Genomic DNA, 20,936 nt, shown 5'->3' with positions numbered 1-20,936 from the left:
TGTAATTTTCAATGAGAAAGTAATGGGTTGTGCTAACTGTTGTTTTCAAAATATTATTTTTTTGATAAAATGTATAACTCTACTAATCCTATAGACAAAGTTAAATTTAATATAATGATATCCAAAAGTTTTTTTAATTTTTTTTGAAGTGGGGAAGAAGAAGTGTGTAGTAGAAATATAAAATTGTTTTAAGTTATTGATTTTTAGGTGTTTGTTTTTAAATAAAAAGAGTGTCAAATACCAATTCAAGTATTAGACACTCTTGTTTCTGTAGTTTTTAAACTACTATTACATCATTGAAAAGGAAATTTTTATAGTTCTTAATTATTTTCCAAACAATAAAGAAGCAATAATCAGTGTAATAACCACATTAAAAAACTGAGCAATTAAAAAAGCATACAAAGGTTTTTTACTGTTGTTGCTGAATAAATCCTTAAAATTCGTTTCTAGACCAATGCTGGTAAAAGCAAGGGCAAACCAAATTCCCTGTAGATTTTTTAAACTGTCTTTTACCAAATCTCTTGTTTCAGAAGTAATCAGGAAAGAAAATACGATTGAAGCTGCAATAAAACCAATTACAAACTTTGGAAAACGCTCCCAGATAACGCCTAATGTTGGTTTTGAGGCAATGGCTTCTTCTGATTTATTATGAGTGTAGGTCCAATAAACTGAAATACCAAAAGCTGCCAGTCCCAATAAAACATTTTGAGAGAATTTGACAATGGTACTGATTTTTAAAGCTGTTTCTCCCACCAGTGTTCCTGATGCCACAACAGCTCCGGAAGTATCGATACTTCCGCCAAGCCATGCTCCGGTTACTTCTTCTGGAAAATTAAAATATTTTGCAATTATGGGCATGAAAATCATCATCGGAATGGCCGTTACCAATACCATAGAAATCACATACGACAGTTTTTTCGAATCTCCTTTGATGGCACCTGATGTTGCAATAGCAGCCGAAACCCCACAAATAGAAACCGCACTTGAAATCATCATCGTCAGTTCATCATCGACTTTAAGTTTTTTACAAAGCCAGAAAGCAAAATACCAAACTGATAATACAACAACTAAAGCCTGAATCAATCCTAAAGAACCCGCTTTTAGAATATCTGAAAAAATGACGCTGGTTCCTAATAAAACCAACCCGATTTTTACAAATACTTCTGTAGAAAGCGCTGAGCGAAACCATTCCGGTAGTTTGAAAAAATTACCAATTGCCAAACCAATTATCAAACTAAAAATTACCGCTTCTAAATTGACTGCTTTAACCTCTGCATTACCTGCAATAATGAGTGCCAATAAAGTCAACAAATACACGACTGGAAATCCCAATAAAAAGTTTTTTACGGATTTGCCAATTAAAAAAGCAGCAATAGTTCCTATAACATTCAAATAAATAAATTGAATTAACAGAATTTGTAAATTTCCGACCTCAAATACATCTTTTAGTAAATCAGATCCGTTGGACCATTTGAATACCGGTACTTCCGGAAGAAATACAAACAGCGAAATGCCGATGATTAAGAATCCTAATAGTACGACTGTCCAGTCTTCATGAAGGTTAAGTTGTTTAGTTTTAATTGACATTGGTTGTTTTTTTACAGGTGTTTTGATTTGAATTACAAATTTTAGATTGTATTAAAACTTGTAGCAATTTAATTATTCTGAGCCAAAATGACATCAACCTCTTTTTTCAAATCTGAGAAACCCTCTTTTTTGAAAACAATCTGACCTTTTTGATATAAAATCAGGGTAGGAAATACTTTTACAGTTTTCAAACCGGCAATTACCTGCGGACTTTCTTCCAGTTCAATTTCGACAATTTTTACCTTCTCTCCGTATTCAGCTTTGATGGTTTCCAGAACAGGCTTTACTTTCTTACACGGCGCACAATATTTAGAACCGATGTCCACCAAAACGGTATTATTATCGGCGATGATTTTATTGTATTCATCCAGTGTTAATTTACTTTTGGAGTTTACATAAAAAGGTTTCCCGTTGCCAATCCAGTTTGCAATTCCACCCTCTAAACTATAAGCTTCCTTAAACCCTTTCTTTAATAAATCATCAGCAAGCCAGACACTTCTTCCGGCTCCGATAGAATAGGTAAAAACGGGCCTTGTTTTATCTAATTTTGCAATCTGCTGAGTATAATCTTTCGATTCCAGATTAAAATTTACCGCTCCGTTAATGTGGTTCAGGGCAAATTCTTCCGGACCTCTGGCATCAATAATCTGTGGATTTTTTTCAGCCTGAATTTTACTGTAATAAACATCTAATGATACTGTATTGGAGCTTTTATTTTGGGAAAAGCCAATAATTGTTACAAAAAGAGTTACGACAGAGATACAGTTTTTAAATATTTTATTTTTCATTATATTAGGATTGAACGGTTTCTAGTACAGGCTGATTTTCAACAACCGGAGTTTGTTTTAAGGGTACAGAAAGAACTCCTTCTGCCAGTGCGCTTCCTTTTTTTTTAGATTTGAATATCGGCCAAAGAAACTGTGCATACCATTCTTCCTGTTTATAGGATTTGATACCATATGATTTTGGAAACTGACGCGTAATTAAACCTGTTCCGAAAATCACATCCCAGATAAAAAACATATTTCCAAAGTTTCCTTTAAAGTGTCCAACGCCATCACCGCTTGTATCTGCGTGATGTGCATGATGTGTAGCCGGAGTAGAAATTAATCTTTCCAAAACCCATGCAATCGGATGTAAAACTTTGTATTTGTAAAATGGTTTATCCCAGGCAATGCTCGAATGTGCCGTTAAGGTGATGATACTTTTTATCACCAAAACAAACAGAGCCGGTAGTCCTAAACCTAAAAATGTCAACGTTGCTGTTAAATAAATCTGAGAAAAAAAGATGGTGTAGATAAAGTTTTGTCTTGAAAGCATTGCCATTCCCATGTATGGAGCCGAATGATGCGTTCTATGAAAACGCCACAAAAAGGGAACCTGATGGTGTAAACGGTGGTACCAGTATTGGGTCAAATCATCTGCAACCGCAATTAAGAAAAAACCTCCCCAAAACGGAACCCAAGAAAGTGCATTTTCAAGATTCGGAATCAAAACTGGTAAAACCTGTAAGCTGAAAAAAGAAATAACCGCTGGTAAAATTAATTTTGGAGCAAGGAAACTAACAATGTCAATTTTGCGTTCTTCGCCTGTCCATTCATCATCGTAAAGACCTGCTGTAAATTCTATAATGCCCAGGACAATCATAAAAACGGTTAATCCCCAGGTACGGATGTTTTGGAAAGCAGGTTTTGCAAATTCCAAAAAAGCGGGTAATGCAATGTGCGATTCGCTTACCACGTTATTACTTAATTTAAAATACAGATAAATTGCCAATACCGGTAATGCGTATATAAAAAGACTAATGCTTAAATCTCTTGTCAGATTTTTATTTGAATTGTGAACTGTTGCCATGATTTCTTATTTTAAAAATTGGTTGATTAATGTTAAGCCGCCCGCCAAAATCATAAGCGGAACCAAAAAAAGAATCGCCCCAACGACAATCTTTTTGCCTATAATTTGATAATCTACTAGTTTCATGTGTTTCAATTTTTTGTTAATACTTTATTTTTTCTTTATAAATTTGGATTGAATTCATATTCATTATTTATTTAATGCGAACTGCCGCTTCCACCTTTTGTAGCTTCCTTAATCAAATCCTGAAGGTTTTTGCCTTTGTCAGCTCCGCTATTGTGAATTTTTCTGCCTAGTACATCCTGCCAGTCAATTAACGGATACACATTGTTTTCTTTGGCTTGTTCATCAAACAGTTTTTTAAGTTCTTCTAATTTTTCAGGATATTTTTTGGCCAGGTTATTACGTTCGTTAAAATCTTCGTTTAAGTTGTATAATTCCCAAACATCATTGTCAAAACTGTTTGCTGAAGGTGCCTGATTTTTAGCTGCAGTTTTCAATAAAGTAAACGGGTCCGGATGCGCTGCGGCTGCTTTCCATCCATCTTTGTAAATGGCTCTATTTCCAAAAATATAGTAGTATTGCACTTTGTGTAACGACTCTGCTTTAGCATTATTTAAAGAAGTATATAAAGAAGAGCCCTGGATGACATCCTGTTTAATTCCTTTAATATATTCCGGAGCTTTGATTCCTGCAATATCAAGCGTAGTAGGTAAAATATCGTTTACGTGGCTGTATTGATTCCTGATTCCGCCTTTATCTTTTATTCCGTTTGGATAATGAATAATCAAAGGATTACGCGTTCCTCCTTCTGACTGAGCATCCTGTTTCCAGTTTTTAAACGGTGCATTCGTAGCTTGTGCCCAGCCCAAAGGGTAATTGGTATTACGTCCCTGAGGAGTTCCAATTTCACCGATGTTAGCTAAATTATCCTGAAGGTTTTTTTCGTCAGATGTACCCTGAGCAAAAAGACTTTGGTTAATAGTACCTACAAGACTACCTTCTTTACTGGCTCCGTTATCACCAATTGCCACGAAAATTACTGTGTTATCAAATTGATTGGTTTCTTTGAGGTAATTTACCACTCTTCCAATTTCAGCATCGGTATACGTCAGGAATCCTGCATACACTTCCATGAATCTTGCATATACCTTCTTTTGATCCGGAGTCAGTTTTTTCCATTCCCCAATCAATGGGTTACGTTCAGGTAAAACCGCATTGGCAGGAATTACCCCCAGTTTCTTTTGGTTAGCCAAAACTCTTTCACGATAAACATCCCAGCCTTCGTCAAATTTTCCTTTGTATTTATCACTCCATTCTTTTGCTACCTGATGAGGTGCATGAGCTGCTCCGGGTGCATAATATAAAAAGAATGGTTTTCCGGGAGCTGCTTTTTGTTGTTTCTGGATATAACTGATTGCTTTATCGGTAATTAATTCGTTCAGATGGCGGCCGTCTGGTTTTATATGTACCTGATCTTCTACCAAATCAGGGTTGTACTGATCGGTTTGTGATCCTAAGAAACCATAGAAATGATCGAAACCTTTTCCGGTTGGCCATCTGTCAAACGGACCTGCATCTGTAGCATCTTCATCCGGAGTTACACCATATTTTCCTACTGCAAAAGTGTTGTAGCCGTTCTCCCGTAGAATCTCAGCAATAGTTCCTTTGTCCGATGGAATTCTGCCATCCCAGCCAGGGAAGCCCGCAGATAGAATGGTGTGAGAAAAACCGCTAACGTGAACTCTGCCTGAGTTTCTACCCGTTAATAAAGCGGCGCGGGTAGGGGCGCAAATAGCGGTTGTGTGGAAATTGGTATAACGCAACCCGTTATTTGCCAAAGCATCAAAAGTAGGCGTTTCTATTAATCCTCCAAAAGCACTGGAAGCACCGAATCCTACATCATCCAGTAAAATCCAAACCACATTGGGAGCACCTTTTGGCGCTTTTACTGGCTCAGGCCAATATTCTTTTGAATCTGCCAATGTTTTACCAACAACTCCTTTAAATTCTGCATTTTGATTATCCTGTGCAAAGCCAAACTGAGCAACCAGCAATGCTGTAATCAAAATTCCTGTTGTTGGACTTTTGATCGTACTGTTGTTTTTAAATTTTTTCATTGTTTTATATATTTAAGCGATTAATTAATAATTTATTAATTCTATGTATTTAGTATAATTTATTGTCCTGGTTTTTTGATAAATTGTAAAGTGAGGAATTAGGAATAACTGTTGTTTATTTTGTTTTTACAGGCTTATTGATCTGTTTTTTTATAAAACGGATAATAGAAAAAATACCCATTAAAATTGACAAGGGCACCAGATAAATAACAGTCCATACTAATTTCATTTTATTTTGATTTCAAATCATCATTTTACTTCTTGAGGATTTTTGATTGTAATATTATTTTTTCAGTATTGTTATTTTATTTTGTTCCAATCTTCAACACCTACTTTTGCTGACCATTGCTCATGTAATTCAATCAGGTTTTGGAGGATTTTTGGTTCTGACTTTGCCAGGTTCTTTGTTTCGGTCCGGTCAGCAGCAAGATTATACAATTCCCAGGGCTGGTTGTTTTCGGCTACAGCTTTCCATTGTCCTTTTCGTACTGCTTTACTGCCTTCATGTTCCCAAAATAAAGCTTCATGTGTAGCAGATTTTTGCCCTTCAAATTCCTTTTTTAAACTAGTACCTTCTAAGGGTATGAGTTTTTTTTCCTGAAAAGAATCCGGATATTCAAATCCGGCATATTCCAGACAAGTCGGAAAAATATCAATCAGATGGCTAACTCTGTTGCTTAGTGTACCAGCTTTGATATGATTTGGATAATAAGCGATAAAAGGCGAAGCAATACCGCCTTCGTGAGTGTTCTTTTTGAATAATTGAAAAGGCGTGTTGCTCACATTTCCCCACGGACTTTCGTAACTGTCAATCGATGCGGCAGAACCCGGTGTTCCATTTTTTTGGGTAACATAATTCCAGTTTTTCACATCATCGGCACTTCCGCCATTATCAGAAAGAAAAAGGATCAGGGTATTATCTTCTTCTCCCAGAGATTTTACTTTTTGCAGAATTTCTCCAATTCCGGCATCCATTCGGTCAATCATGGCGGCGTAAATTGCCATTCGGGTGTCCCATTTGTCTTTTTCTTCGTCGCTTAATTTTTCCCAATCCGGTACTTTTTCAAAACGATTGGATAAGTCCCAGTTTTTATCAATAATACCTTGTTGTTTCAATTTCTCAAAACGGCTTGCTCTCAGCTTATCCCAGCCTTTTAGGTATTTACCTTTGTATTTAGCAATATCTTCAGGTAATGCCTGAATGGGCCAATGAGGCGCATTATAAGTAATATACAGAAAAAAAGGTTTTTGTTCCTTGCTGTGTTTTTCTAAAGAATTAATGGCAAAATTGGTTATTTCCTGAGTCAGATAAGTAGATTTGTCTGTTCTTGTAATTTCCTGATCTCCTTTCAAAAAAGTAACTTTCCTTCCATCATTATACAAAGGTTCCGAGTTGAAATAACTGCTGCCATTGTTTTGTAAAGTAAAAGAATCATCAAACCCTCTATTAACAGCCCAGGCAGACGGAACCAAACCTACGTGCCATTTTCCTGAAACGATAGTGTTGTATCCTGCCTGTTTGAGTGCCTGTCCAATCGTGATGCAATGCTCGTTTAAATATCCCTGATACGCAGGAAATCCCTTGTCCTGCACCATGTCCCCAATGCCTGCCTGATGCGGATATAAACCTGTGAGCAATGAAGCGCGTGAAGGACAGCAGCGCCCGGCATTATAAAATTGCTTTAGAATAAGTCCGTTTTTAGCAAGCTTATCCAGGTTTGGAGTTTTAATTTCTGAGCCAAAAGCACCAATATCTGAGAAACCTAAATCATCTGCCAGAATGACGATAATGTTAGGTTGCTTTTTCTGTGCAAATAGCTGAGATTGTGCAACAACCAATAGGGCGATAATGAACAGTTTTTTAATCATTTTTATTTACTTGTTTATTAATCCTCTTTATTAATAGCCTGGATTTTGTGGTAATCCTACCGGATCAATATTTCTTTCGCTTTGCGGAATTGGATACAGATTGTTTCTTTCTGAAACGGAGTTTTTAGCCGTAACTTTTTTCACTTCGGTAACCAATGTTCCCCAACGAACTAAGTCAAACCATCGCTGTCCTTCCTGAACAAACTCTTTTTTACGTTCTTCCTGAATGGCTTCTCTAAAAGTGGTTTGATTTAATCCAACTAAATCTACCGTAACATCCGGAGTTGTAATTACTTTTCCGTAAGCTCTTCTTCTTACCTGATTTATCAGTTCAAAAGCTTCTGGAGTTGGCGCACCGTTTTGCTCATTTATGGCTTCCGCCAAAGACAATAAGATGTCTGCATACCGAATTAAAGGGAAATTGATCGCTACGTTTGAAGGAGTTGCCAAATTGGTTAAATCAAGATATTTTTTGAAAATTGGTTTCGGAAAAGTATAAAGAGTTCCAGTTGTTGGATTAAGAAGTTGTTTGGCATAACTAACATCTCTACGAGTATCACCTGCCTCATAAATATCATAAAACAAAGCTACATCTGAGATAATATCAGCAGGTTCAGTTGCCGTAAATCCTGTAAAAGATGTTGCCTGAAAAGTACTTCCGCTAGATCCGTTTCCGGCCTGGTTTGGCTCAAACTGAACAGAGAAAATATGTTCTTTTCCATTCTTTTTTGTTTTCGTGAAAATATCCTGAAAGCTTTCGAACAAAGCATAACCATATCCGCCGTTGATTACTTCCCTTGCTTTTAAAATAGCATTCGGCCAGTCCTTTCTTGTCAGGTAAACTTTTGCCAAAATTGCTTTTGCAGCTCCGGAAGTGGCGCGTCCGGCATCAGCAGTTGTATAAGATGCTGGTAAACTTTCTGCATCTGTAAGATCTTTAATAATCTGAGCATAAACTTCGTCAACAGTTGCTCTTCTTGATTTTAAGCTTTCCAGCTGAATAGAATTGGGTTCGTGTAAAACAATCGGCACTCCGCCCCAAATACGAACTGCCTGAAAATACAGTAATCCGCGGATAAATTTAGCTTCATTGATTAATCTTGTTTTTACTGCTTCAGACCCTGAAACTTTCGGAATATTATCAATCGAAACATTAGCTCTGTTAATTCCTGCATAAATTTGTTTCCAAGCCACCTGAACACGGTCATTAGTAGCATCATGTGTTAAACTGCTGATCGCTCGAACCTGTGGGTTTGTTGCAGAAACTCCTGCTGCAGCATAATCAGAACCCATATCTGTTAAGAAATATAAGTTTCTGCCAAATAAACTCTGCTCTCCCGGATCAAGGCTTAAAGAAGCATAAACCGCTGTTACACTCGCAACGGCATCATCCTGAGTTTGAAAGTAATTATCTTCGGTTACAAATGAGGTTGGTGTTACCTCAAGGTCGGTGCACGATACCAATAAACCGGCACTTAAAAGGAATGTTATTATAATCTTTTTCATTTTATATTTTTTTACTTAGAAAGTTACGTTCAGTCCTGAGATGAATGTTTTTGAGTTTGGATAAGAACCAAAATCAATTCCCGGATATAAGTTGTTTTGTTCGTATGAGCTTACCTCAGGGTCATATCCGGTGTATTTTGTCCATGTAATTAAGTTCTCAGCAGATACATAAAATTTAACGCTCTTTGTACCTAATTTTTTAGAAATGCTTTTAGGTAATGTATATCCTAAAGTGATCAGTTTTAGTCTCAGGAAAGAAGCATCTTCTACATAACGCTCAGAAACTATTCCTAATGGAGAACTGGATGCTCTCGGAATTTCATTGCTAGGGTTTGTTGGTGTCCAGCGGTCAGCTAAAGCGGTTGACACATTTGTTCCAAGAGTAGAAATTTCTAACTGCTGATTTAAAGCATTGAAGATTTTAGCTCCATAAGAACCCTGAAAAGAAAAATTCAGATCAAAGTCGTTGTAAGAAATTGTGTTGCTGAAACTTCCAACAAATTTTGGCTGTGATGACCCAAGATTTCCTTTGTCAAGAGCTGTAATTACACCGTCTCCGTTGGTATCAACATATTTTCTGTCACCAACTTTTGTATTAGCTAAACTGTTTATTTTAGGCTGCGTATTCACTTCTTCCTGAGTCTGGAAAATGCCATTGGTCCTGTATCCCCAGAAAGTGCCTAATGGTAAACCAACTTTAACCGTTACAGGCTGCTGCTGCAATAAAGATCCGTTTGGAACTACTGGAAAAAACTGATTGACTCCGTTTCCAATTGCTACCACTTTGTTTCTGTTAGCAGAAAATACAAGGTTCGAATTCCATGAGAAATTTTCTGTTTTAAGGTTTTCAGTTGTTAAACCAATCTCGATACCTTTATTTTCAACACCTCCGATATTTTGAAGTACACTTGCATATCCGGAAGTAAGCGGCACCGGAACGCTGATTAACAAATCGTTTGTTTTTTTGTAATACACATCAAAAACAAAATTGATTTTTCTTTCAAATAATGATAAATCCAAACCAACATTATACTGTGTTGTTTTTTCCCATTTCAAATCTGTATTTGATAATCGGGTAGGAGCAAGTCCTGTGTATAATGTTCCGCCAAAAGAATAGTTTACAGAACCCATTTGAGCTAACGCCAGATAGTTTCCAATTTCCTGATTTCCTGTTGTTCCGGCAGTAATTCTAAGTTTTGCCTCAGTTACACCTTTGATATTGTTTGCAAATTCTTCATCTGTAATATTCCATGAGAAACCTGCTGACGGGAAATAACCCCAGCGTGATTCAGAACCAAATCTTGAAGATCCGTCGGCACGGGCAGAAAGTGTAAAATTGTATTTTCCTTTATAAGAATAGTTTACCCTTGCAAGCCATGATTTTAATATACTTTCGTATGCATCGCTGTATGGTTTTACTGCGACACCATCTTGTAAGGCATTATAGGTATTGGCATCATTTACAAAAGTATTTGATCCTGCTGTAACGACTTCTCCTTTAGTACATTGAAGTGTATAACCTCCTAAAGCTGAGAATTTATGGTTTTCACCGAAGTTGGTATTATAATTCACCGTATTTTCATTTAATACAGAACTTACCAATCGGTCTCCAACAGCAGCAGAACCTTTTGTTCCGGCACCATTTGAGGTATTTGCAGGCGCGTAATAATTTTGTTTTGTATCGATTACATCGCCGCTTACCGCAACTTTCGCAGTCAGTTTTTTAGTGATTTTGTATTCTCCAAATAAGCTGGTAAGAATTCTGTTAATTTTAGTTTCGTTAATTGTATTTTCCAAATCATTAATCGGGTTTGGTACAAAGCCGTTAACAGAAGTAGTATAAATATTATTTTTTACATTATACGTACCATCTTCATTTCGAATAGGAACAACCGGAGCGGTTAATAAAACACTCACTAAAGGATTTGGGTTTCTTCCGCCGGTACTATTGCTTGCTATACCATTGGAAACGGAATTACTGTAATTGGCATTTACGCCGAATTTAAAGTTTTGAGAATAGTTTTTTTCGTAGTTAACACGAAGTGAAATTCTTTTAAAATCAGATCCTAAAACAATTCCTTCCTGATCAAAGTATCCGGCAGAAATAGAATATCTGGATCTTTCATCACCGCCCGAAAATGACAATTGATGATTTTGAACCGGACTTGCTCTTCTAAAAGCTGCTGACTGCCAGTCGTAGTTCCCTGAAGTTTTAAATGCTTCAATTTGTGCATCAGTAAAAGAAGGTGCCTGACCAATACTTGCCTGAACATCATTTCGTAAACTTGCCCATTGGCTAGCATTCATTACGCTAAGTTTCTTCGAAATATTCTGAAATCCAAAATAACCCTGATACGAAATGTTATCCTGACCTTTTGTTCCTTTTTTAGTAGTAATAATTACAACACCATTTGCACCGCGAGAGCCATAAATTGCAGTTGCAGAAGCATCTTTTAAAACTTCAATTGATTCTATATCAGATGGGTTAATGGTGGACAAAACGTTCAGACTCGCTCCGGCATTTGCTATTCCGGCGGAGCTGTTGGCATTGTCATTATAAATCAAAATTCCATCCAGTACATATAAAGGTTCATTACCCGCAGTAATAGAGTTTCCCCCACGAATACGAACACTTGAAGATGCACCCGGACGACCTGAACTTTGTGTAACTACCACGCCCGAAACTGCACCTCGCAATAAATTATCTGCAGATGATGAAACCTGGGAAAGATTTGCTTTTGGAACGGATGACACTGAACCGGTAATGTCTTTTCTCTTCTGAGAACCGTATCCAACAACGACTAATTCATCCAGTTCCTGACGTTCTTCTTTTAAACTGATAGTGACAGGATTTTTGTCGACAATAATTTCAGTTTTCTTATATCCGATATAGGTTATGATTAAAGTGTAAGGTAATTTCTGACCAGTTTGAAAATAAAATTTTCCTTCAGTATCTGTCTGAACCCCGTGTGTCGTTCCTTTAATAATAACTGAAGCTCCAATAATGGGCTGGTTTGTAATGTCATCCACTATTGTCCCGTCCAGTTTAGACTGAATAAGTGGAGTTGTATTTTGGGCATTTATTCCTGATGTTAAAAACAGGAGAAATAATAATGTGTAAACATTTATATTTTTTTTCATTTCTTTGTATTGGTTTAAGTAATTAACAAGGAGCCCTGAAAGTTGATTTTTCAACTCTCTCGTGTTTCCTTTATTTAGCGATAAATTTTCTTTAAGCCACGCCATTTCTGTTGCCGCAGAAATGGCTTTTTTGTTTATTTACAGCAGCAGTTGTGCATCTTTTTCATTTTGGTAATTTTTAGTTTTAATTTGATTTTCTTTTTCAGGTATAGTTTCAAATACTGTTTCGGTACAAATAATTGTTAGAAACAGATTTGCAGTAATTTTTTGAATTTTATAAAGATTGCTTATTTCAATTAAAGTTGGAAATTGAATAAACAAGAATTGTTTTTGACAATTAACAACAGAAGCACATACAACAACAAGACGTGTTATAAGTATTTTTTTTAGAAGGAATAAAATACGATATGCTTTCGGTTGTTTTCAAAATGCAGTTGTTTATGGTTTTAAATAAGTTTTAAACTCTATTAATCCTATAGACAAAGTTAAATTTAATATAATAATATCCAAAAATTTGCTGCATTTTTTTTAATAATAAATTGAATAAATAAATTTCACATTAATCAAAGGATTTAATGTTTTGATTATTAAGTTATTATTGTTTTTGTGAAGTCAAACAAATGTTAAAAAATAAAATTTATTTAGTAATGAAATGCAGTATTTTATACTCGATTTATTCATTTTTATTATTATTTGAATTGTAAAAAAATTAGGTAAGTCTTAAAAAAATCTGTTTGAATCTAAAATTGAAGAATTTTAGCCCAAAACAACATTCAATTTTAAGCCGTGATTTTAAATAAATTAGAGTAATTTTATAGATTGAAAAATAAATTAAATTTTTTAATCATACTAGTAAAAAATACTTATATTTGTAATAAGTATTTTTACTTAGTTTTATATTTTTTAAAATGATACAAGTAAATGAAGCCTTAACGATTGTAGCTGAAAACAGTTCGAAAATGCCATTGCAAAAAATAGCAGTGAGAAAAGCACTTGGATATGTTTTAGCGGAGACGGTTTATTCGCCAATTGCAATGCCGCCGTTTCGCCAGTCAGCAATGGATGGTTATGCTTTCATTCACAGCAGAAAACATCAATACGATGTGGTAAGCAGTTCACAAGCCGGTGATCATTCTAATATAAAACTGAAAGAAAATGAAGCTGTAAGGATTTTTACCGGAGCTTTTGTTCCGGATGATGCGGATACAGTTGTGATGCAGGAGCACGTTATGGCAAATGAAAATTCGATTTTGATTGCTAAAATGCCTGAGAAATTGGCAAATGTTCGTGCAAAAGGAGAACAGATTAATAAAGAAGAAGTTGTTTTTGAAGCCAATACTTTAATTACACCAGCCGCAATTGGTTTTTTGGCTTGTTTAGGAATTACTGAAATTACGGTTTACAAAAAGCCGAAAGTAGCTATTTTAGTTACTGGAAATGAATTGGTAAAGCCGGGAAAAAAATTGCCAAAAGGAAAAATTTACGAAAGTAATTCACTAATGCTACAGGCAGCGCTTCAAACGATTGGTATAAATAAAACAAAGGTTTTTAATGTTAAAGACAATCTTAAAACGACTAAGAAAGCTTTGAAAGATATACTTGAAAAATATGATGTGGTTTTAATTTCAGGCGGAATTTCAGTTGGGGATTATGATTTTGTAAAAGAAGCACTACTTAAAAATGAAGTGAAGGAACATTTTTATAAAATCAATCAAAAACCAGGCAAACCAATGTTTTTTGGTTCTAAAAAAGAAGCTTTAGTTTTTGCTTTACCTGGAAATCCGGCTTCATCACTGACTAATTTTTATGTATATGTATATCCGGCAATCCGAAACCGAATGGGATTTTCAGATATTCATTTACCGAAAGTTATCCGAAAATTAAATACGGATATTAAAAATACTTCCGGAAAAACATTGTTCTTAAAAGCCTTGTATGATGAAACCCATGTAGCGGTTTTAGAGGGTCAGAGCTCAGCAATGCTTAATACTTTTGCTACAGCAAATTGTTTGTTAATTGTACCAAATGATGTAGAAATGATTGAAAAAGAACAATTTGTGACTTTACTGCCGATTGATTAGATTTATAAAGAATAAAGAATAAAGAATAAAGAATAAAGAATAAAGAATAAAGAATTTTTGTTTTAAGATGCAGTGTGTAAAAATAAACATATAGCATGAACGTGAAACAAATAAAACCTGAAACAAAAAAATGAATTTACTTACTTCCGAAAATATTATCCTCTTCAGCTTCGCATTAATCGTGATTGCGTTTTTGTACTCAAGTGTAGGACATGGCGGAGCTTCGGGTTATTTGGCTTTAATGACCATTTTTGCTTTTCCGGTGACGATTATGAAACCTTCGGCATTGTTACTTAATTTATTTGTTTCGAGTATTTCGTTTTTGTTTTATTACAGAATGAATTATTTCAAACCCAAACTTTTTTATCCGTTTGCGATAGCTTCTGTCCCGGCAGCTTTTATTGGCGGATTTATCACATTGGACAATACAATTTATAAAGTTATTTTAGGAATCGTTCTGGTGTTCGCAGCCTTGAGGCTGTTCGGAATATTCAATTTTAAAGAAAAAGAAGCGGTTCAAATTCAATTGCCTTTTGCATTGGCAATCGGATTTGTAATTGGGTTGTTGTCAGGAATGCTGGGCATAGGAGGTGGCATTATCTTAAGTCCGGTTTTATTGTTCCTGGGATGGGCTTCGGTAAAAGAATCAGCTGCTATTTCAAGCCTTTTCATATTTGTAAACTCGGTTGCCGGAATGCTAGGATTTCTTTTGGGAGGAAAAATTATTCCGATAGAAAGTTTATATCTGGTTCCGATTGCAGTGATAGGCGGAATGTTAGGCGGGTTTTACGGAAGCGGTTATTTTTCGAACAAAACTTTAAAAATAGTTTTAGGAACCGTGATTTTAATGGCAAGCATAAAATTGATTTTTCCTTGAGATGTAGCCAAAGTATAGTTTTTAATTTTACCGCAAAGTACGCAAGGTGTCATTAAAGCGGTTTATGAAAATAGTTAAGTTCGCAAAGCTTTGGAACCTTTGCGAACTTAATCTTAAAAGTTAAATAAATAAAACCTTAGCGCTCTTTGCGGTAAAATTTTTCTCATTTCAATTAAACCTGAAAACAAATTAATTAATCATGAAAACACTAACAGCATTTATTCTTTGCGGAGGAAAAAGTTCCCGAATGAAGTCTGAAAAAGGATTGGTTCTGTTTCAGGGAAAACCATTTATTGAACATATAATTCAGGCTGTTTTGCCCGTTACGTCTGCTATTGAGTTCATAACAAATACAAAAGAATACGATTATCTGCCGTATCAGAAAACGGCTGATATTGTTAAAGATAAAGGCCCTTTGGGTGGAATTTATACCGCACTGGAGCATTCTGAAACCGAATTTAACCTGATTTTAAGCTGTGACATTCCATTGATTTCTTCAGAATTGTTAGCTGAATTAATCTCAAAACACAATCAGGAAGCCCAGATTACCATATTTGCGACAGAAAGCAGGATACATCCTTTAATCGGAATTTATTCGAAAAAAATAATTCCGGTTATAAAAGAAGCAATCGACAACAATGAACTGAAAATGATGGATTTTCTATCGAAAGTGCCCCATCAGATTATAAAAATAGAAGAAAGCGAAAACTTTCCTTTGACAAATATTAATTCGGCAGACGAATTAAACAACCTGAATATCAATTTAAGTTAATAGATTATGCAAAACTCAAGAACACCAAAGTTAACAGTAGTAGGCGCAGGCCCGGGAGATGTTGAATTGATTACGCTGAAAGCAATTAAAGCGTTAGAAAATGCCGACGTAGTTTTGTATGATGCGCTTGTCAATGAAGAATTGTTGCAATATGCAACGCAGGCAGAGATTGTTTTTGTGGGTAAGCGTTTGGGATGCCACGCCTATACACAAGATCAGATTAATGAATTGATAGTTTCGATGGCAAATCGTTACGGACATGTAGTTCGTTTAAAAGGAGGCGATCCGTTTATTTTCGGACGTGGAAGTGAAGAAATCGAATATTCTGAAAAATTTGGTCTGGAAACTGCTGTCGTTCCCGGGATTTCATCTGCATTGGGCGTTCCGGCTTCAGTAGGAATCAGTCTTACACAACGAAAAGTAGCAGAGAGTTTCTGGGTAATTACGGGTACAACCTCCAGTCATGAATTGTCTAAAGATGTACATTTGGCATCCCAATCGGCTGCGACAGTGGTTATTTTGATGGGGATGCATAAATTAAATGAAATTGTTGACATTTATAAAGCCAATCGTACTGATGATTTACCGATTGCGATTATTCAAAACGGAACTAAAAATTCAGAACAAAAAGTAGTAGGAAACATTAGCTCAATTACTAAATTAGTCGCCGAAAAAAACATTTCATCACCGGCAATTATTGTAATTGGAGAAGTGGTAAAAAATACGTCAAGACTGACCTCGTATTTTCAGGAACACTTTGAAGACGAATTTATATTTCAGAATTTAAATTTATAATAAACGTCCGGAATATATGAATCGTTCCTCTGGAACTTTATTATTGCTTCAAAACTAACACAACGGAATAAATTCCGTTGCTACAAAATAAATTGTCCTGCTGTGACTATATTTAAAAAAAAGTTGCAGCCCGGAATAATTTTGCAGGGCTGAATAGTTGCTGCAAAATATTTGTTTTATCGGGGTTGGAACTAAATTCAAAAAAGAGCTGTAGGCTCGAATAATTTTGTAGGAATGAATTTCAATTCGTCCATATGATAAAATGTGAAATGGCAAAGAGCCTTAGGCTCGATCCATATTGGTTTGATATAGTTTAAATTTATAATAAATGATTGAAGTTAAATATTTTGGAGCTATAGCTGAAAAGACACAATGTTCCTTCGAAAATGTAATTTCTTCGAATATTTCCCTGCAGGATTTATTGCAGGATTTAGAAGAAAAATACAAATTCGAATCGTTGTCATTCAGTGTTGCAGTCAATCAGAAAATAGTTTCAAAAACAACAGATTATGCTTTGAAAACAAGCGATATTGTTGCATTATTGCCTCCTTTTGCAGGAGGATAATTTACAATTTATGAATGCATCTTCACGTTATAACCGACAAATAATCCTTCCCGAAATTGGAGAAACAGGTCAGTACAAATTATTAAAATCAAAAGTTTTAATTATTGGTGCAGGAGGTCTTGGTACTGCAATATTGCCTTATCTGGCAGCAGCCGGAGTAGGCGAAATCGGAATCGTGGATGATGATGTTGTGGAACTTTCAAATTTGCAGCGTCAGGTAATTTACAAAAGTTCATCTGTCGGGAAATATAAGGTTGAAGAAGCCAAATCCATGGTGACAGCATTAAATCCCGACGTTAAAGTAAACGCTGTTGCTGAAAAACTTTCAGGGAAAAACGCCATTGCTTTATTCGAAAAATATGATATTATTGTTGATGCAACTGATAATCTTCAAATAAAATACCTGATAAATGATGCCTGCTTGATTACAAATAAACCAATGGTTTATGGATCAATTTTCAGGTTTCAGGGACAGGTTTCGGTTTTTAATTATCAAAATGGACCAACCTACAGATGTTTGTATCCGGATGAAAACAGTTCATCTGTAAATTGTACGGATGCGGGCGTCATTGGAATCTCAGTTGGAATTATCGGAATGCTCCAGGCCAATGAAGTTATAAAAATGATTCTGGAAACAGGAGAAATTTTAAGTGGAAAGATATTGGTTTATAACATCCTGAATAATGAACAGCAGAAATATGATTTTGAAAAAAGTGATTCTTTTCTAATAGACAGAAGTATTTTTGAAGAAAAATATTCCCACAAAGAAAATCTTATTGAAGAGATTTCAGCCGAAGCAGTTTTAGATCAAATTGATAATGAAGAAGTCTTGTTTTTGGATGTTCGAAATGCAGACGAACTTCCAAAAATAACATTCAAAAACAGTATTCAGATTCCGTTAATGTATCTGGAAAATGAAATTGAAAAACTAGATCCAAATCAAACGATTTATGTCTTCTGCCAATCCGGAATTAGAAGTAAAATGGCTGTTGAATTGCTTCAGAAAAAAGAATTTGAAGGTGTAAAAAGTGTTGTTGGCGGGGCTTTGGCAATTAAAGAATTATTAATTAAAGAAATAAAAATATAAAAATATAGTCAAGGATTATAATTGTCCATACAGTTTGTCATTCTGAGGAACGAAGAATCTACACAAGTAACTCCGTCTGGAATTTCGCCAAACTTTGTAGAGCTTCTTACGGGGATTTCTCCTTCGTCGAAATGACAATATTGCGATGATTCTTTTTATAGAATATAAGGACAGAAAATTTGTGTAATTCATTGCAAAATCCTTTTAATCTGTAAAAACTTTGGCAAAAAAAATATAAAAACAATGAGTAAAAATGTATTTGTAGAAGGACCAATTTCTCCCCAGTTTATTGCGGAGTCGATTGCCAAACATCAATCCAAACATACAATTGGGGCGCATAATATTTTTCTGGGCCAGGTTCGCGCCGATGTGATTCATGATAATACGGTTGTGGCAATTGATTATTCGGCTTACACTGATATGGCAAACGAAGCCCTGCATACCATTCGTGAAAAAGCTTTTGCTAAATTCGATTTGACCTGCATGCACATTTATCACAGTTTAGGTGTGGTAAAGGCAGGCGAAATCTGTCTGTTTGTTTTTGTTTCGGCAACAAGACGAAAACAAGTTTATGAAGCTACAGAAGCTATTGTAAACTGGATTAAAACAGATGTGCCGATTTTTGGCAAGGAAATGTTTGAAAACGATACATTCACCTGGAAAAAAAACACCTAAAATGGTAGACATTACGCATAAAATAAACACCTTAAGAAAAGCAACAGCCACAGCAATTGTCAAAGTAAGCAAACAGGAAACAATTGACGCGGTAGTCAATAATCTTGTGCCGAAAGGAAATGTATTGGAAATGGCAAAAACGGCCGGATTGTTTGCCGTAAAAAACACGCATTTGTCGATTCCGGATTGTCATCCGCTGCCAATTGAATATACTTCGGTTGAATATAAAATTGAGGACTTGACGATTCAGATTATCTTCAATGTAAAAACCGTTTATAAAACCGGAGTAGAGGTAGAGGCGATGCATGGTGCTTCAATCGTAGCGCTTACGATGTACGATATGCTGAAACCGATTGATAAGGAAATCGAAATTTCAACGATTAAATTAATTAATAAAGAAGGCGGAAAATCGTCTTTCAAAAATAAATTTCCGTACGCCATAAAAGCAGCGGTTTTTGTTTGTTCCGACTCTATTTTTGCCGGTGATAAAGAAGACCGGTCCGGAAAAATCATTGTAGAAAAATTAGATTCTTACGGCGTTGAAACGACTCATTACGAGATTATTCCGGATGAATTAGAAATTATTCAGGAAAAGACAAAGGCTTTCACCAAAGATAATCAGCTGGTTATTTTTACAGGCGGAACCGGATTGTCGCCAAGGGATGTAACGCCTGAAGCGCTTTCCCCAATATTAGAAAGCAGAATTCCGGGAATCGAAGAAGCCATTCGCGATTACGGGCAGCAGCGTATGCCGTATGCGATGTTATCCAGAACAGTTGCAGGAACATTAGGGAAAAGCCTGGTTTTGGCCTTGCCGGGATCAACAAACGGGGCAAGAGAATCCATGGATGCCGTTTTTCCGCATGTGATGCACGTTTTTCATATTTTAAAAGGAAAAAATCATGACACCCTCTAAAACCATTTTAACGGATGATTTTGGGCGAAAACACAATTATTTGCGTATTTCGTTGTTAGAGAAATGCAATTTGCGTTGTACATACTGCATGCCTGCTGACGGAATTGCACTGTCTCCAAAAGCCAGCTTAATGACTGCCGAAGAGATTTTTGCAATTGCCCGGACTTTCACAGAAAATGGTGTTGATAAAATCAGACTGACGGGGGGAGAACCTTTGTTGAGAAAAGATTTTCCTGAAATTGTTTCTAAATTATCGGCTTTAGAAGTTTCCCTTTCGATTACAACAAACGGTATTTTAATTGACCGTCATATTGATGTTTTAAAACAGGCCGGGATCAAAAAAATCAATCTGAGTTTGGATACGCTGGTTGCTTCAAAATTTCATTCGATCACACTCAGAAATCAATTTCAGAAAGTGATTGATAACCTGCATTTGCTTTTAAACCATGATTTTCAGGTCAAAGTAAATGTTGTTTTGATGAAAGGTTTTAATGATAACGAAATAGTAGATTTTATCAATTTAACAGAGTCTTTACCTATTTCGGTGCGTTTTATTGAATTTATGCCTTTTGCCGGAAACGAGTGGGACAGGAGCAAAATGGTATCACAAAGTGAAATTTTATCACAGGTTAAAACTTGTTTTACTTCTGATAAAATTCAGAAATTGGAGGATGAGAAAAATTTTACCGCCAGAACCTATAAAATCAAAGGTTTTCAGGGTGATTTCGGAATCATAAGTTCGATTACGAATCCGTTTTGTGACAGCTGCAACCGAATCCGCCTGACAGCAAACGGAAAAATAAAAAACTGTCTTTTCTCGAATTCCGAAACTGATTTACTGACTGCTTTCAGAAATGGCGAATCGATCACAGAATTGATTTCAGCTTCTGTCAAAAGCAAGAAAAAAGTACGATCCGGAATGGTGACTATTTCTGAAATGGATAATCCGAAACTGCATTTTGATAATCGCAGTATGATTGCGATTGGAGGGTAATTTGTCATTGCGAGGAACGAAGCAATCTCATTCAGAAGCTTCCACAATATATTTACCAATGCTTATGAGGTTACTTCGTTCCTCGCAATGACAAACG

The 20,936-nt window shown here is 35.7% G+C and carries 16 protein-coding genes; 9 read left to right on the top strand and 7 right to left on the bottom strand.

All coding sequences use genetic code 11. From position 1 onward, the window contains the following. Nucleotides 1-324: 324 nt before the first annotated feature. The 7 genes from K8B81_RS17345 to K8B81_RS17315 all read right to left on the bottom strand — a co-directional run bounded on the left by K8B81_RS17345 (nt 325) and on the right by K8B81_RS17315 (nt 12,077). Entirely contained in the window at nt 325-1,587 is a 1,263-nt protein-coding gene (locus K8B81_RS17345; RefSeq protein WP_223682812.1) for a YeiH family protein, read from the bottom strand. Between the two features lie 68 nt (nt 1,588-1,655). After that, entirely contained in the window at nt 1,656-2,375 is a 720-nt protein-coding gene (locus K8B81_RS17340; RefSeq protein ID WP_223682811.1) for a thioredoxin domain-containing protein, read from the bottom strand. 4 nt (nt 2,376-2,379) lie between these two features. Next, entirely contained in the window at nt 2,380-3,441 is a 1,062-nt protein-coding gene (locus tag K8B81_RS17335; protein ID WP_223682810.1) for a sterol desaturase family protein, read from the bottom strand. A gap of 197 nt (nt 3,442-3,638) precedes the next feature. Then, nucleotides 3,639-5,561, bottom strand: coding sequence for an arylsulfatase (locus tag K8B81_RS17330; protein WP_223682809.1), 1,923 nt, complete (start codon nt 5,559-5,561; stop codon nt 3,639-3,641). A 300-nt stretch (nt 5,562-5,861) separates the two neighbouring features. Further along, entirely contained in the window at nt 5,862-7,430 is a 1,569-nt protein-coding gene (locus K8B81_RS17325) for an arylsulfatase (protein ID WP_223682808.1), read from the bottom strand. A gap of 30 nt (nt 7,431-7,460) precedes the next feature. Continuing rightward, nucleotides 7,461-8,936 (bottom strand): RagB/SusD family nutrient uptake outer membrane protein, encoded by a 1,476-nt coding sequence (locus K8B81_RS17320; RefSeq protein WP_223682807.1) that lies wholly within the window; start codon nt 8,934-8,936, stop codon nt 7,461-7,463. Nucleotides 8,937-8,951: 15 nt separating this feature from the next. Next, nucleotides 8,952-12,077, bottom strand: coding sequence for a SusC/RagA family TonB-linked outer membrane protein (locus tag K8B81_RS17315; RefSeq protein WP_223682806.1), 3,126 nt, complete (start codon nt 12,075-12,077; stop codon nt 8,952-8,954). A gap of 908 nt (nt 12,078-12,985) precedes the next feature. On the opposite strand from K8B81_RS17315, the gene K8B81_RS17310 reads away from it, so the two are divergent. The 9 genes from K8B81_RS17310 to moaA all read left to right on the top strand — a co-directional run bounded on the left by K8B81_RS17310 (nt 12,986) and on the right by moaA (nt 20,839). Next, nucleotides 12,986-14,158, top strand: coding sequence for a molybdopterin molybdotransferase MoeA (locus tag K8B81_RS17310; protein WP_223682805.1), 1,173 nt, complete (start codon nt 12,986-12,988; stop codon nt 14,156-14,158). 130 nt (nt 14,159-14,288) lie between these two features. Further along, complete coding sequence (locus K8B81_RS17305) at nt 14,289-15,035, top strand: sulfite exporter TauE/SafE family protein (RefSeq protein ID WP_223682804.1); 747 nt, start codon at nt 14,289-14,291, stop codon at nt 15,033-15,035. A 199-nt stretch (nt 15,036-15,234) separates the two neighbouring features. Continuing rightward, on the top strand, nt 15,235-15,807 hold the full coding sequence (locus tag K8B81_RS17300; protein WP_223682803.1) for a molybdenum cofactor guanylyltransferase: 573 nt from the start codon (nt 15,235-15,237) through the stop codon (nt 15,805-15,807). Nucleotides 15,808-15,813: 6 nt separating this feature from the next. Then, nucleotides 15,814-16,602, top strand: coding sequence for a uroporphyrinogen-III C-methyltransferase (cobA, locus tag K8B81_RS17295; protein WP_223682802.1), 789 nt, complete (start codon nt 15,814-15,816; stop codon nt 16,600-16,602). A gap of 328 nt (nt 16,603-16,930) precedes the next feature. Then, nucleotides 16,931-17,167 carry a MoaD/ThiS family protein gene (locus K8B81_RS17290; protein ID WP_223682801.1) on the top strand — a complete coding sequence of 79 codons (237 nt, stop codon included), beginning with the start codon at nt 16,931-16,933 and terminating at the stop codon, nt 17,165-17,167. 10 nt (nt 17,168-17,177) lie between these two features. Beyond that, nucleotides 17,178-18,254, top strand: a complete 1,077-nt coding sequence (gene moeB, locus K8B81_RS17285) for a HesA/MoeB/ThiF family protein (protein ID WP_223682800.1) — start codon at nt 17,178-17,180, stop codon at nt 18,252-18,254. Between the two features lie 243 nt (nt 18,255-18,497). Continuing rightward, nucleotides 18,498-18,929, top strand: coding sequence for a molybdenum cofactor biosynthesis protein MoaE (locus tag K8B81_RS17280; RefSeq protein ID WP_223682799.1), 432 nt, complete (start codon nt 18,498-18,500; stop codon nt 18,927-18,929). A gap of 1 nt (nt 18,930) precedes the next feature. Beyond that, complete coding sequence (gene moaCB, locus K8B81_RS17275) at nt 18,931-19,845, top strand: bifunctional molybdenum cofactor biosynthesis protein MoaC/MoaB (protein WP_223682798.1); 915 nt, start codon at nt 18,931-18,933, stop codon at nt 19,843-19,845. Next, nucleotides 19,832-20,839 carry a GTP 3',8-cyclase MoaA gene (moaA, locus tag K8B81_RS17270; RefSeq protein ID WP_223682797.1) on the top strand — a complete coding sequence of 336 codons (1,008 nt, stop codon included), beginning with the start codon at nt 19,832-19,834 and terminating at the stop codon, nt 20,837-20,839. Before moaCB ends, moaA begins: the two co-directional genes overlap by 14 nt. Nucleotides 20,840-20,936: the final 97 nt, after the last annotated feature.

Origin of the sequence: Flavobacterium hibisci (assembly GCF_020026925.1) — a bacterium.
GTDB classification, from domain to species: Bacteria; Bacteroidota; Bacteroidia; order Flavobacteriales; family Flavobacteriaceae; genus Flavobacterium; species Flavobacterium hibisci.
Note: the sequence above shows the minus strand (reverse complement) of the source record. Positions and strands in the feature narration are given on the sequence as shown.

Coding starts and splice junctions, on each gene's coding strand:
- K8B81_RS17345 (WP_223682812.1), bottom strand. CDS start 1,587: ATGTCAATTAAAACTAAACAACTTAACCTTCATGAAGACTGGACAGTC.
- K8B81_RS17340 (WP_223682811.1), bottom strand. CDS start 2,375: ATGAAAAATAAAATATTTAAAAACTGTATCTCTGTCGTAACTCTTTTT.
- K8B81_RS17335 (WP_223682810.1), bottom strand. CDS start 3,441: ATGGCAACAGTTCACAATTCAAATAAAAATCTGACAAGAGATTTAAGC.
- K8B81_RS17330 (WP_223682809.1), bottom strand. CDS start 5,561: ATGAAAAAATTTAAAAACAACAGTACGATCAAAAGTCCAACAACAGGA.
- K8B81_RS17325 (WP_223682808.1), bottom strand. CDS start 7,430: ATGATTAAAAAACTGTTCATTATCGCCCTATTGGTTGTTGCACAATCT.
- K8B81_RS17320 (WP_223682807.1), bottom strand. CDS start 8,936: ATGAAAAAGATTATAATAACATTCCTTTTAAGTGCCGGTTTATTGGTA.
- K8B81_RS17315 (WP_223682806.1), bottom strand. CDS start 12,077: ATGAAAAAAAATATAAATGTTTACACATTATTATTTCTCCTGTTTTTA.
- K8B81_RS17310 (WP_223682805.1), top strand. CDS start 12,986: ATGATACAAGTAAATGAAGCCTTAACGATTGTAGCTGAAAACAGTTCG.
- K8B81_RS17305 (WP_223682804.1), top strand. CDS start 14,289: ATGAATTTACTTACTTCCGAAAATATTATCCTCTTCAGCTTCGCATTA.
- K8B81_RS17300 (WP_223682803.1), top strand. CDS start 15,235: ATGAAAACACTAACAGCATTTATTCTTTGCGGAGGAAAAAGTTCCCGA.
- cobA (WP_223682802.1), top strand. CDS start 15,814: ATGCAAAACTCAAGAACACCAAAGTTAACAGTAGTAGGCGCAGGCCCG.
- K8B81_RS17290 (WP_223682801.1), top strand. CDS start 16,931: ATGATTGAAGTTAAATATTTTGGAGCTATAGCTGAAAAGACACAATGT.
- moeB (WP_223682800.1), top strand. CDS start 17,178: ATGAATGCATCTTCACGTTATAACCGACAAATAATCCTTCCCGAAATT.
- K8B81_RS17280 (WP_223682799.1), top strand. CDS start 18,498: ATGAGTAAAAATGTATTTGTAGAAGGACCAATTTCTCCCCAGTTTATT.
- moaCB (WP_223682798.1), top strand. CDS start 18,931: ATGGTAGACATTACGCATAAAATAAACACCTTAAGAAAAGCAACAGCC.
- moaA (WP_223682797.1), top strand. CDS start 19,832: ATGACACCCTCTAAAACCATTTTAACGGATGATTTTGGGCGAAAACAC.